This is a genomic window from Gluconacetobacter liquefaciens, from assembly GCF_003350405.1.
Classification (GTDB): domain Bacteria; phylum Pseudomonadota; class Alphaproteobacteria; order Acetobacterales; family Acetobacteraceae; genus Gluconacetobacter; species Gluconacetobacter liquefaciens.
This window is the reverse complement of the sequence record NZ_QQAW01000010.1, coordinates 1-12,716: the sequence shown is the minus strand read 5'-3', so window position 1 is coordinate 12,716 and position 12,716 is coordinate 1. Positions and strand designations below refer to the sequence as shown.

The following is a 12,716-nucleotide window of genomic DNA, read 5'->3' as shown; positions in this document are numbered from 1 at the left end:
GCCGTCAATGCAGAAGAGAATGCTGGAGCCAGGACAGCACGCGTTGCTGCACATCGATTTCCGTCGCTGCGGAAACGGAACCGCCGAACCAGTGCGGCGCCCCCGCGTAGGTCACGCGCGTCACCGTCGCCCCACGGGTCTTCAGCGCATTATAGAACATCAAACTCTGGTCGGGCGGCACCCGCGCATCGGCCGCACCGTGCAGCAGCAGGACGGGAATATGGATCGCATCGACGAACGACAGCGGCGAACGCGCCTCATACGCCGCCCGATCACGGACCGGATCGCCGAAATAGGGCGGCAGAAAACCGGTCGCGACATCAGTGGTCAACGCCATCCCTGCCAGTTCGACCGGCCCCGCCCCGTCGATGGCGGTACGGAACCTATCGCCATGACCAGCCAGCCACGCCGACATGAACCCGCCATAACTCCACCCTGCGATGGCAAGCCGCTTCGGATCGGCGACATGCGCCTGCTCCAGCGCGTCGACACCATCCAGCACGTCCTGCCCGTCCAGGTCGCCCCAGCCGTGGCGCGTCGCGTCGGCAAACGCGCGGCCCCGGCCGTCCGAGCCCCGTGGATTCGGCATCAGGGTCGCAATGCCGTGTGCAGCCAGAAGCCGCGCCCAGTCGTGCCACGAGGCAAGCCAGCCATCTGCCCATGCATCGTACGGGCCGCCATGAATCTGCACCACCAGCGGCAGATCCGTCTGGCGGCCCGGCGGTAGAACCAGAATACCGTCCAGAACCGTCCCGTCGCGGCTGCTGCGCCAGTGGACGATCTTCTGCGCCCCCAGCGACCAGCGGCGCACCTGCGGATTGAAGTCGGTCAGACGTGTCTTGCGCTCTCCCTGGACCAGCCAGACATTGTCCGGGTCATCGGGCGCACTGGCGATCACGGCCACCGTCCCATCGGCCGCGGCCGAAAATCCGTACGGCTCGCCGCCCAATGGGGCACCCGGCGTGACAGCGCCATCCGCAGCGGAAATCCTGATCATGCGCGGCGACGGTCCATCCAGTCCCAGGCCGGTCAGGCTCATGCCGTCGGCATCCCAGTGCATGGCGCGGATCGAGCCGTCCCAGCGGCCGCCCAGCGGATGGAGCGACCCGTCATCCAGGTCATAGCGCCCTGCCGCACCGGTGATGCCGTCCTCGTCAAACGCGCCATAGGCCAGATGCCGCCCATCGGGCGAGAAGGACGGATGAACCGCCGTGGCATGAACGGGCAGCGTCGCCACAACCCTGCCGTCCAGATCGACGATCGACAGCCGCGATCGGTACCAAAGCGCGTCCAGCCCCGCATCGTCGCCGCTCCGCACAACAAGGCGCCGCCCGTCGGGCGACCAGTCGGCATCGAAGACCACTCCCTGTCCAACCTTCACGGGCCGGGGCGCCGTGCCGTCGAGCGACACGATGAACACCGCCCCGCCGGACGCGGCTCCAGTGACCGACGCACCAGAGGGCGGCGGTTTCGCCGCATCGGTCACGATCGCGAGCAGCGCATGGCCATCAGGGGCCCAGCGAAAGGCGACCACCCCGCCCGGCGGCGTGGCCACCCGCCGGGCACGTGTCTCTCCCGGCCGGCAGATCCACAGGCCGGCAACAGCGGCTCCATGCTTACCCACAAAAGCTAGAACCCCGCCATCAGGCGACCAGGCCGGATCGTGATCGCCGTCGGCCGCGCAACGCAATGGCACGACCCGGCCCGGCGCCTGCACGTCGCCCATGACGATGCGCGAAACCGGCGGCGCCCCGGCCTTGGAGAAGCCGGCAACATCCAGGACGAAATGCTGCCCATCCGCCGAAAGCGACACGTTCTCGGGGCGCAGCAAGTGGCTGACGGACTCGGGCGTCACCTCCTCGGCCACCGGGGCGGCCTGTGCCGACGGGATGAAGGCCAGAGGCAGAACGAGGCAACAGAACAGGGAAAGACGGCGAGGGGGCGAAAAAATACTGAACATGATGGAAAATGTTCCATTACGCCGGCCCAATGTCCATGCACCCTCCCCGGCCGCCAAGCCCCCCACTCCGAGAAAATCATTCCGCCCCAGTATCTTGATGCGCCAGCCGCCCGAATTTTGGCCCGTGGGAACGGATTTGCGGCTTGAATGCGACGGCGCGATCGCCGCGCATGGCCCTTTCAAGATTGCTGTTGGCCCTCGCGAAGAAGACAGCGGCGACCGTCTTCCATTACGTTTCTCATATGGAATGTAACGGGAGCAAATCGCGATGACGAAGGAGGCTCGAATCGTGCCTTTCAAGCGCAGCGCCGATCTGCCGCTTGGCGCGCAGCCGGTCGTCGGGCTGGAGGACCGCTACCCTTCGGGCTTCATGGACCCGCTGCATGCCCACGAACAATGCCAGCTCGTCCTGACGCTGTCGGGCATGATGACGGTGATGACGGCACACAACAGCTTCATTCTGCCGCCCTTTCGCGCCATGTGGATTCCGGCCTCGACGCATCATCAGGTCACGACGCGCGGAACGGTGCATTTCCACACGCTCTATATCGACAATGCGCTCCGGCAGTGGGGGGCGAACTGCCGCGTCTTCGACACCACGCCGCTCGTCCGTGCCCTGGTGGGCGAGATCCTGTATTTCACTCACCCTTACGCGCCCGAAAGCCGAGAAGGACGGCTGACGGCGCTGCTGCTGGACGAACTGGACCGTATGCCGGAGCTCAAGCTACAGGTCACGATGCCCAAGGACCCCCGCCTGGCACGGATCTGCAAAGCGATCCTGTCCGACGCCACGGAAATGCACGATCTCGACCATTGGGCGCGCGAGGCTGCCATGGGCCGCCGCACCTTCACCCGCCAGTTCCGCGAACAGACCGGCACCAGCCTCGCGGCTTGGCGGCAGCAGGCGCGCATGGTCGAGGCGATCGCGCTGCTCGAACAGGGCGCCTCCGTTACCGAGGCCGCCTACGGAGTGGGCTACGACAGCCCCAGCGCCTTCAGTGCCGTCTTCCGCAAGATCTTCGGCGTAGCGCCGAGTGCCTACGCGGGCACCCGCGCCGCGCCATGAGCCCCCATCCGCAATCGCGTCCCTGACGGGAAAGAATCCATGAAAACACGTACCTTCCTCTCCCTGAGGCGGGGTCTTCTCGCCTCAGGCGCGGCCATGCTGGCCCTCACCCATGCCGCCGCCGCCCAATCGAGCGACCCGGCGACGACGAAGGTCGCGCACCGCCCCGTGCCCGCCAAGGCTGCTCCACCCCAGGCACCGCAGCCGGCCGCCGAGGAAAAGGAAATACCGGGCGAGGCCATCACCGTCTCCGCCACGCGCCGGCGTACCACGACGCACGACGTCGCGGATTCGGTGACGGTGCTGAGCGGCAAAAAGCTCGAACAACTCGGCGCCCAGTCCTACGAGGATTATATCAAGCTGATCCCCGGCGCGACCTTCACGCCCACGGTTCCGGGCATCTCCACCATCACCTTCCGCGGCATCTCCACCACGGCAGGTCTTGATCAGGGCCAGGGCACGACAGGCTATTTTCTGAACGACATTCCCCTGACCGAGCCAGGGTTCGCCATCAACATTCCCAATATCGATACGTTCGACGTCGCCCGCGTCGAGGCGCTGCGCGGCCCGCAGAGCACCCTGTTCGGTTCCGCGACACTCGGCGGCGCCATCGACTACATTCCCAACCAGGCCGACAGTTCAAAACTGGATGCCGCCGCGCAATCTACGATCGACGGCATGCCCGGCCACGAAGTCGGATATGGCGAGAAGGGCATGATCAACATTCCCATCATCAAGGGTAAACTCGCCATTCGCGGCGTGCTCGACTACCGGCAGGACCCGGGGTACATCACCAACCTGGGCGTCGGCCGCAACACCAATACCACCTATACGCGCAATGCTCGGGTCAGCGTTGTCTTCACGCCATTCGAAGGCACAAAGCTCGCCTATACCTATCTGGGCCAGAGCGTCCAGGTATCGGACGATCCCTATTCGGAACCGCAGGCGCTGGGCAATTACGTCAAGCAGCGACTGACGACCGAGCGCGTCTATACCCAGACCCAGATGCACGAACTCCGGCTGGACCAAGAGCTGCCGTTCGCCACGCTGTCGGCCATGGGCGCATTCCTGCGCAAGGGGCAGAGCAGCTACTGGGACGACACCCCCTTCTTCGGCTCGGTCGTACCGGGCCTCAACAGCCCGACCTACGCCCCGCAGGAGGGCGACAGCAAGGCGATGTATTACGAAGTCAGGCTCACATCGCATCAGCACAAACCCTTCACCTGGCTGATCGGCGCTGCCTATTACGACACATGGAAGCGCATCAGCGCCCCCGTCCTGACACCGGGCATCGAAACCGCCCTGACCGGAATCTACGGGGCGGCGCTTGCCCAGCAGATGGTCAGAAACGGCGACGACTGGGAAAACCCGGACATGGCCAAATACGACGGGACGGAAAAATCCATCTTCGGCGAAATGTCCTACCGTTTCCTGAAGGATTTTACCGTCACCGGCGGCGCGCGCGTGTTCAACATGGCGCAGAACTCCTCCAGCCAGCTCGGCGGCTATGGCGCGTATCTGGATTATGGTACGCTGTATCATCGCGGCGCCGGTTTCGTCTCGCAGACCAGCGCCCTGCCGAAATTCTCCTTCAAATACGAGCCAAACCGCCAGATCATGGCCTATTTCCAACTCTCCGAGGGCTATCGGTTCGGCGCGCCCAACACCAATCCAGTCAATCCGAAATACCCCACGCCCGAGGGCACGAAATCCGACAGCCTGATCAATTACGAAGTCGGCACCCGCCTGACCCTGCTCAATAGCCACCTCGTCCTGGAACCGACCTTATACTGGATTGACTGGAGCAACATGCAGGCCCGCCTGGCACGGCCCGACGGCATTACGTATGGGACAAATGTCGGCAATGCCGTCAGTCGAGGCTTCGAATTTTCCGGTACATGGGCCACCCCCCTCCCCGGCCTCAGCCTCAATGCAAACGCAACCTATACCGACGCTCATACGACACAGAACATCAATGGTGGCCTTGGCAACATCATAGCCAAGGGATCACAACTGGCCTCCAGTCCGAAATGGCAATTCAGCGAGGTCCTGACCTACCAGAGCGAGAGCCTGCCGCTACATCCGCAGTTTTCGGTAGTGCACCATTACCAGGGCAGCGCGCCTGGCCTGATGGGCAACAGCTTCAGGATCGGCAATTATAATACGGTCGATGTCCGGGTCACCGGCAGTTTCCACAGCGCCATTGGCAACTCGTCCATCAGCCTCTACGTCAACAACCTCAACCAGTCGCGGGGCGTGACTATGGGCTATCTCAACGGCGCCCCATCGCTCGATCAGATCTACCTCATGCCACCACGCCTGATCGGTATGACACTCAACTGGCATCTATAAAATTCATTCCGAAAAGTCACTATGCAAGCGTGACTTTTCGGAACATCTACAGCAGAGACAGTAGCCGCGCCTCCAGCCGCGCGGACTGCGCGGGCGCACTCAGCGTCTCCCGCACCACCTTCAACGCAGCTTCCGCCATCCCGTCGCGGACACCGGGGGTCAGCATCGCCTGCATGGCGTCGGCCAGCGCCACCGCATCGGCGGCCGGCACCACAATCCCCGCCCCGCAAGGCTGCAACACATCCTCCAAGATTCGCCAGCGCAAGACTGCCTGAATAGAGGCAGGCCGCCGCATCGACCCATGCACAGAGCACCGAGATCAGAACGGCAAGAAGCGTCAGGCCCGCGTCAGGCAGCGCCTCGATCAGCGTGGCATGGCCGCTGATCGCGGCCGGAACTCCGCCACCGATCATGACCAGCGGCCAGGCGATCGAAAGCGCGCCGAACGTGCCGGCCATCGCATCGATCGGCCTGCGGACATAACGGCTGTAATCGGGCTGAATGAGAATGCCAACGACGTACGACCCGACAACGGCCGATACGAAGCGACCGAATTCTGACGACCCATGCCAGATGCCCGCCGAAGCCGCCGCCTCGGCGTGATGCGGGACTCCCCCTCGCCAGACCATCCACATCACACCCGTGATCGCAAGCCCGACGGCAGGAGCCGCGATGGTGCCGATCCGCTCCAGTCCCTCCGCCCCGAACAGCACCGATGCGACAATCAGGACGCTGATCGGAGCCGAAATCGCCAGCGGGCTGATATCGAGGCCATAATGGGCCCGCAGGATGGCCGAGGCACTCTGCCCAAGCAGACCGCATGTCGATGCGAACCACCCTACCAGCGCCAGGCCGATTGCCAATTTCACCAGCATTGAGGCCCGACGTCCAAAAACGGATTCGGTTATGACCGCGAAACTCAATCCACTCTTCGCCCCCAGATAGGACGTGCCGCTGGACAACACCCCCGTCAGCAGCGTACCCGCGACAATGGCCAGGCACCCCATGCCGATCCCCATGGACCTGAAGATCTCTCCGGAAAGAATAATCCCCGGCAGGCCGCATTGCGTGCCGAGGATGATGAGAAACACGCTCCAGCCATTGCCGCGCCGTTCATATGGAACAGGTGTCTGCACATATTCGTCGTGGGAGATATCCATGGGCCCATCCTGGTTCCGCTGGCGACCTGGAACAGATTCTGTTTGAACGTTTGCGTTCGAACAGGTGAAGATGCGTGTAGAAACAATAAACCAGGGCATTTCCACCGAACTTGCGTTCGGTGGAAATGCCCTAGACCGCCGGGACAACGATTCGTCCCGCAAGAGGAGACGGTTTCCCGAAGAGACCCGACTGCTCGAGAAAATCCTTCGTCGGCGCCTGACAGCTTCCCTTCCGGCTTGGAAGCCAGTGCAGCGCCTCACGGGCCCGCCCCATGAATTCGGCACATTTGAACGCGGCTTGCTGGCAATCGACGACCGGAATGCCGAATTCCTCGCGCAGGCGGACCGCATAGCCGAACGCACTCGTGCATCCCAGGACAATTCCTTCGGCACCATCCTCGACGATGGCCGCACCGATCACGCGACGCAGGCGCTCATAAGTCGCGACACCGTCTTGCTGCAGACTCTCGACCGTTGCGTCGATGGCACGAAACGAGGCGATACGATGGGACAAGCCATACTTCCGGATCGTCTCCTCCATCTGCACGCGATAGGATCCATCGGCAATAATGATGGACACGCGATGACAGAGCCTGGTCGCGATTTCCAGGGCGCTGTGGCATGGCGCGCAGACGATCGCCGAACCCGAGACCTCACGCGCCTCATCAAGAGCGGTATCGTAAAAACAGCCGATGGCGATCGCATCAATTCCTTCGGCCTGCGCATGATAGACAGACGACACGATCGGAAACCAGACGGCACTCTGTGGCGCGCGCCGCCCTATACTTGAGAGAACGAGATCGCCAAGATCCAGCGAGCAGACGTGAATTTCCGTCCCGGGCTGGCGGATGGCCGCCAGTTCCCGTGCAATGCCCGCATTCTGCCCGGAATCGGAAACGGGGTTGATCCACAACACTTTGATCATGATGCATCCCCGCAAGTCCCGTTACGACATGATCGCCACACGCACGAAAGGCGATATCCGCGCACCACGCTGTCCGCGCGACCATTGCGGCGCCCCCGCACCGATCGCGTCGCACAGCCCGCTCGCGGATGCCGAAGCATTTTCATCGCCTCTCCCCCTTGACGCATCGCGTCATACCTTGTCAGGAAAAGCGCACTACGTCTATCGTATACGTAATTCGTTTTTGTGTGAAAATGAGAAAGCATGGACGGTTGCCATATTCCACATCGCCGGCATTCGGGCATTGAACGACCGGCGGAGACGACATGACCCATGGCCTGAAATCGGTTGCCGTCGTCGGTGGCGGTGTCATCGCCCGCAGTTGTGCCCTGGCCCTGCAACGCCGTGGCGTCGCCGTCACGATCATCGCCAAACCTGATGCCGTGCCGGCGTCCTTCGGCAATGCCGGCCATATCGCGGCGGAACAGGTCGAGCCCCTGCCCCAAGTTTCGACCCTGCTGTCCCTTCCGCGCCTCCGGTTCCCCCGGGGTCCGGTGGCGGTCGATTGGCACCATCCCGCAGCCTGGCTTCCCTGGTCGTTCCGTTTCCTGCGCGCCTGCCTGCCGGACCAGGTAACGCGCGGGCGCCAGGCGCTCCGCGCCCTTCAGGCAGAGTCCCTTCCAGCATGGGAACGACTCGATCACTCGCTGCCCGGCCCCACGCTGCTCCAGCGCGACGGCACGACGAAGCTCTGGGAAGGCAGCGGCGCCGCGTTGCGCGCCCACGCGGCCTGCCAGGCCGATTGCGGCACCGCGACCACCAGGCCGTTGACCGAGAGCGAATGCGCCCAGATCAATAGCCGCCTGCACGCGCTGGTCGCGGCGGGCGTACATTATGGCGGCACGGCCCATGTCGTCTCACCCACTGAATTGCTGGAACGACTTGCCGAGGCCTTTATCAATGCGGGCGGGACATGGATTTCCGACGAAGCGACAGTCCTGCACGCAAACGCCGACGGCATCACCGTCAGCAACACGGATCGCGTCCTGCGGGCCGACGCCGTACTGGTCGCAGGCGGCGTCACCTCGAGGCGCCTGCTTCCCGGTCTTCGGCTCCCCATGATTGCCGAACGCGGCTATCATATCGAATGGGATCACGGCGACGCCTATGACCTGCCGAACATGGTGTTCGAAGACCGCGCCCTGGTGGTAACCCGCTTCGGCAAACGGCTCCGCGCAACGTCTTTCGTCGAATTCACGCACCACGACGCACCGCCAGACCCGCGCAAATGGGCAGCACTCGAACGACATGTCCATGCGCTGGGCCTGCCGATCGCCTCCGAGATCGCACGCTGGCACGGGTCGCGTCCGACCTTGCCCGACTATCTTCCGATGCTGGGCAGACCGGCCGGTCAGCCGCGCCTTTTCGTGGCATGCGGGCACAATCATCTGGGCCTGACCTTGGCAGCCACCACCGCTGAGCAAATGGCGGCCCACATGCTGGAGGGCACGCCGATTCCGCCTGCCCTGTCTCCAGATCGGTTTCATCCCAGAATGAGGGGAACATCATGACCCTGACAGGCGAGCTTCTTGTCGGTTCACGCCCGCGCGCGCGCGCCGAGACCTTCCATGCGGTGGACGCCACCACGGGCCAGACATTGCCCACCGCCTTCTCATGCGCGACGGCCGAGGACGTCGGCGAGGCCTGTATGCTGGCCGACGCGGCCTATGACACCTACCGCGCGACATCCCCCGCGGAGCGCGCCCGGTTCCTGGACACCATCGCGGAAGAACTGGACGCCCTGGGCGACACGTTGCCCGAGCGCGCCCATCGGGAAAGCGGCCTGCCGATGGCGCGCCTGCTGGGCGAACGGGCGCGCACCACCGGCCAGTTGCGCCTGTTCGCCCGGCTTCTGCGCGCCGGACGCTGCGTCGACGCCCGTATCGACCCGGCACAGCCCGAACGCACGCCGATACCGCGCGCCGACCTGCGCCAGATCCGCATCGGCATAGGACCGGTGGCGGTTTTCGGCGCCAGCAACTTTCCGCTCGCCTTCTCCGTGGCCGGCGGCGATACGGCATCCGCCCTTGCCGCCGGCTGCCCCGTCGTCGCCAGGGCCCACCCGGCCCATCCGGGAACCAGCGAACTCGCGGGCCGGGCGATCCTGCGGGCGGTGGAACGATGCGGCCTGCCAGATGGCGTGTTCTCGCTGCTCGGCGGCCCCGCCCACGCCATCGGCGCTGCACTGGTCAGCGACGGTGCCATCGCGGCCGTGGGCTTTACCGGTTCGCGCGCGGGCGGCCTCGCCCTGTCCGCCATCGCGGCGGCACGCCCGGTTCCGATTCCCGTCTTCGCGGAGATGAGCAGCATCAATCCGGTCTTCCTGCTGCCTGCCGCTCTCGCCACGCGCGCCGATGCATTGGCCAGCGCTTTCATCAGTTCCCTGAGCATGGGCGCCGGCCAGTTCTGCACCTCACCGGGCCTGGTCCTGGCGATCGCGGGAGAAAGCCTGGACCGCTTCAAGGCCGCCGCGGCACGGGCCTTGGCCACCGTAACACCCCAGACGATGCTGACATCGTCCATCCACGCAACCTACAAGGCCGGGGTCGCCGCGCTGGCGGCACGTCCTGGCGTCCATTTGCTGGCAACCGGCCCCGAGTCAGGACCACGAGCCTGCCACGCCACCCTGTTCACTGCGGACGCAGACGCCTTCCTGCATGATCCGGTATTGTCACACGAGATTTTCGGCTCCTGCGCCCTGATCGTTTCCTGCCCCGATTTCGAGACGCTCCACACCGTCGCGCGTCGGCTGGAAGGCCAGTTGACCGTCAGCCTCCAGATGGACGCGACCGACACCGATCAGGCCCTGGCGCTCATGCCGGTGCTGGAACGCAAGGCGGGCCGCATCCTGGCGAATGGCTGGCCAACCGGCGTCGAGGTCTGCCCGGCCATGGTTCATGGCGGCCCCTTCCCCGCCACCAGCGATGGCCGCACGACTTCGGTCGGCACAGGCGCCATCGAGCGTTTCCTACGTCCGGTCTGCTATCAGGACCTGCCCGACGCCCTGCTGCCGGCAGCCCTGCGGGACGGCAATCCCCTGGCGCTCCACCGTATGATCGACGGCACGGACTGATCCACACAGCCCCCCACAACAGCGAGCAGACAGAATTTGGCATGCATGCCCCCTGACGGTTTCAAACGCGATCTGGGATTGCTCGATCTGACCATGATCGGATTCGGCGCGATCTTCGGGTCCGGCTGGCTGTTCGCAGCCGCCCATGTTGCGGACATCGCAGGGCCTGCCAGCCTGATCTCCTGGGTCATAGGCGGCGTCGCGGTGCTCCTGATCGGCCTGATCTACTGTGAACTCGGCGCGGCGCTGCCGCTCACGGGCGGGGTGGTACGCTATCCCGAACAGTCTCACGGTGTGATCGCCGGATTCCTGATGGGCCTCATCACCACCATCGCGTTCTCCAGTCTGATCGCGATCGAAATCGTCGCCGCGCGCCAATATGCCGGCGCCTGGATTGGCGGCCTGACGCGCGACGCGGCGGGCGATCCAACGATCGCCGGCTGGTGCGCGCAGGCGACCCTGCTCGCTGCCCTGTTCTGGATCAACTGGCGCGGCATCGCGACCTTCGCCCGCGTCAACACCCTCATGACGATCTTCAAATTCTGCGTACCTGCCATGGTCGTCGTGGTGTTGCTGGCCCATCTGCACGGCAGCAATTTCACCGCACACGGTTTCGCTCCGCAGGGGGCAGCGGGCGTGCAGAGCGCCGTCGCCACCGGCGGCATCATCTTCGCCTATCTCGGTCTAACACCGATCCTGTCCGTTGCCAGCGAAGTGCGCCATCCACAGCGTACCATTCCCATCGCCCTGATCGCATCCGTCGGGCTCTCCAGCATCGTTTACGTCTTGCTGCAGGCTGCTTTCATCGGTGCCCTGCCGATGGCCTTCCTAGCCGGCGGCTGGACAGACATCGGCACCCGGCTACCCCTGCCATTCCACAACATCGCGATGGCGCTGGGTCTCGGCACGCTGGCAACCTTCGTGGTCGCGGACGCCATGCTGTCCCCCGCGGGCACAGGAAACATCTATATGTCGGCGACGCCCCGCGTCATCTATGCATGGGCCCGGAACGGCACGTTCTTTTCCGCCTTCGCCCGGGTACATCCCCGTACCGGTGTGCCGAACGGCGCCCTGCTCCTTACCTTCGGGCTGGCGCTGTTTTGGACATTGCCCTTTCCATCCTGGCAGGCACTTATTTCCGTCGTATCCTCCGCTCTCATGCTCAGTTACGCCTTCGCACCGATCTGCGCCGTCGCACTGCGACGCAACCGCCCAGACATGGAGCGTCCGTTCCGCGTCATAGGCTTTACCCTGCTTTCTCCGCTCGCATTCGCCATCGCAACATTGGTCTTACTCTGGACAGGCTGGCCGACCCTGCGATGGCTGCTGCCCATGCTGCTCGGGCTCTCAACGATCATGCTTGCCTTGCGCTTCAGACGCGACGGGCGCGTTACCCTGCGTCACGACCTGCGCCATGCCGGCTGGATCTTCGTCTATTTCACGGGCCTGATGGTTCTCTCCCGCGCCGGCCCGTTCGGAGGGCAGCATCACCTTTCCACTGCTTCGGCCGACCTGGCAACCATCCTGTTTGCCGTCGTGATCCATGAGTGGGCCGGCCGCTGCCACCTTCCGCCAGCAACACACCATGCCGGCAGCACGCCATGAGAGAGAGGCTCATTACCCGAACCTCCTCACGAACAAAATTTTACCCATACTAAAATTCTGATTGACACTTTGAAGGAACATTTCAATCGCATCACGGAACGAACTGTGTATGCTGCGATCTGCGATGTCTCAACAGGGTTAACGCACCTCTCGACTAGCGCAGGCGGATGGCGTTGCTCCAATAGGATAAAGGCTGCGTGCCGTCCGCCAGGAGCGTGGCCTGACCCTGAAAGACGCCGCCGGAGCGGCCGGTTTCTCCCTGGGCTTCATCGCGCAGGAGGAACGCGGCATCAGGCGGCATGCCGCTTTCTGGCCTGAATACGCGGCAGCATCGCCGGCGCCCGGATGATGCCACAGCGCGCGGGCGGCTGCGCGAACTGGCTCAGGAGCGACGGCGATTTGGCTACCGGCGACTGCATATCCTGCTCGGCCGGGAAGGAATGGCGATGAACCACAAGAAGCTGTTCCGGCTCTATCGCGAAGAGGGGCTGTCGGTCCGCAAGCGTGGCGGCCGGAAACGGGCGATGGGCACACGC

Annotated in this window: 9 protein-coding genes and 1 pseudogene; 7 read left to right on the top strand and 3 right to left on the bottom strand. The window is 64.2% G+C overall.

Annotated features, from left to right (window positions below; genetic code table 11):
* Window positions 1-4: 4 nt before the first annotated feature.
* Window positions 5-1,960: a S9 family peptidase gene (locus C7453_RS15065; RefSeq protein ID WP_114728468.1), complete on the bottom strand. Its 1,956-nt coding sequence runs from the start codon at window positions 1,958-1,960 to the stop codon at window positions 5-7.
* 268 nt (window positions 1,961-2,228) lie between these two features.
* On the opposite strand from C7453_RS15065, the gene C7453_RS15060 reads away from it, so the two are divergent.
* Both C7453_RS15060 and C7453_RS15055 read left to right on the top strand, forming a co-directional pair.
* Window positions 2,229-3,026, top strand: a complete 798-nt coding sequence (locus C7453_RS15060; RefSeq protein WP_114728466.1) for an AraC family transcriptional regulator — start codon at window positions 2,229-2,231, stop codon at window positions 3,024-3,026.
* 39 nt (window positions 3,027-3,065) lie between these two features.
* The gene (locus C7453_RS15055; RefSeq protein WP_114728464.1) at window positions 3,066-5,378 is read left to right on the top strand and encodes a TonB-dependent receptor; all 2,313 of its coding nucleotides are present in this window, start codon (window positions 3,066-3,068) and stop codon (window positions 5,376-5,378) included.
* On the opposite strand, the gene C7453_RS19190 is transcribed toward C7453_RS15055, so the two are convergent.
* Both C7453_RS19190 and C7453_RS18990 read right to left on the bottom strand, forming a co-directional pair.
* Entirely contained in the window at window positions 5,327-6,700 is a 1,374-nt protein-coding gene (locus C7453_RS19190) for a purine-cytosine permease family protein (protein ID WP_211311081.1), read from the bottom strand. The two genes, C7453_RS15055 and C7453_RS19190, sit on opposite strands and share 52 nt — an antisense overlap.
* Window positions 6,669-7,463, bottom strand: a complete 795-nt coding sequence (locus C7453_RS18990) for an aspartate/glutamate racemase family protein (RefSeq protein ID WP_170143244.1) — start codon at window positions 7,461-7,463, stop codon at window positions 6,669-6,671. The genes C7453_RS19190 and C7453_RS18990 overlap by 32 nt, the downstream gene beginning before the upstream one ends.
* A 305-nt stretch (window positions 7,464-7,768) precedes the next feature.
* Here C7453_RS18990 and C7453_RS15040 point away from each other — a divergent pair, with 305 nt between their 5' ends.
* The 5 genes and pseudogenes from C7453_RS15040 to C7453_RS15020 all read left to right on the top strand — a co-directional run.
* Window positions 7,769-9,013, top strand: coding sequence for an NAD(P)/FAD-dependent oxidoreductase (locus C7453_RS15040; RefSeq protein WP_114728462.1), 1,245 nt, complete (start codon window positions 7,769-7,771; stop codon window positions 9,011-9,013).
* Window positions 9,010-10,575: an aldehyde dehydrogenase (NADP(+)) gene (locus C7453_RS15035; RefSeq protein ID WP_114728460.1), complete on the top strand. Its 1,566-nt coding sequence runs from the start codon at window positions 9,010-9,012 to the stop codon at window positions 10,573-10,575. Before C7453_RS15040 ends, C7453_RS15035 begins: the two co-directional genes overlap by 4 nt.
* 45 nt (window positions 10,576-10,620) lie before the next feature.
* Entirely contained in the window at window positions 10,621-12,180 is a 1,560-nt protein-coding gene (locus C7453_RS15030; RefSeq protein WP_114728458.1) for an APC family permease, read from the top strand.
* A gap of 193 nt (window positions 12,181-12,373) precedes the next feature.
* Window positions 12,374-12,529 (top strand): helix-turn-helix transcriptional regulator, encoded by a 156-nt coding sequence (locus C7453_RS19820; protein ID WP_114728650.1) that lies wholly within the window; start codon window positions 12,374-12,376, stop codon window positions 12,527-12,529.
* Window positions 12,519-12,716: pseudogene (locus C7453_RS15020) on the top strand (IS3 family transposase); the annotation flags it as partial. The gene C7453_RS19820 and the pseudogene C7453_RS15020, both read left to right, overlap by 11 nt.

What these genes read in the sequence shown, in the direction of transcription:
- C7453_RS15065 (WP_114728468.1), bottom strand. Translation starts at nt 1,960, where the DNA reads ATGTTCAGTATTTTTTCGCCCCCTCGCCGTCTTTCCCTGTTCTGTTGC.
- C7453_RS15060 (WP_114728466.1), top strand. Translation starts at nt 2,229, where the DNA reads ATGACGAAGGAGGCTCGAATCGTGCCTTTCAAGCGCAGCGCCGATCTG.
- C7453_RS15055 (WP_114728464.1), top strand. Translation starts at nt 3,066, where the DNA reads ATGAAAACACGTACCTTCCTCTCCCTGAGGCGGGGTCTTCTCGCCTCA.
- C7453_RS18990 (WP_170143244.1), bottom strand. Translation starts at nt 7,463, where the DNA reads ATGATCAAAGTGTTGTGGATCAACCCCGTTTCCGATTCCGGGCAGAAT.
- C7453_RS15040 (WP_114728462.1), top strand. Translation starts at nt 7,769, where the DNA reads ATGACCCATGGCCTGAAATCGGTTGCCGTCGTCGGTGGCGGTGTCATC.
- C7453_RS15035 (WP_114728460.1), top strand. Translation starts at nt 9,010, where the DNA reads ATGACCCTGACAGGCGAGCTTCTTGTCGGTTCACGCCCGCGCGCGCGC.
- C7453_RS15030 (WP_114728458.1), top strand. Translation starts at nt 10,621, where the DNA reads ATGCCCCCTGACGGTTTCAAACGCGATCTGGGATTGCTCGATCTGACC.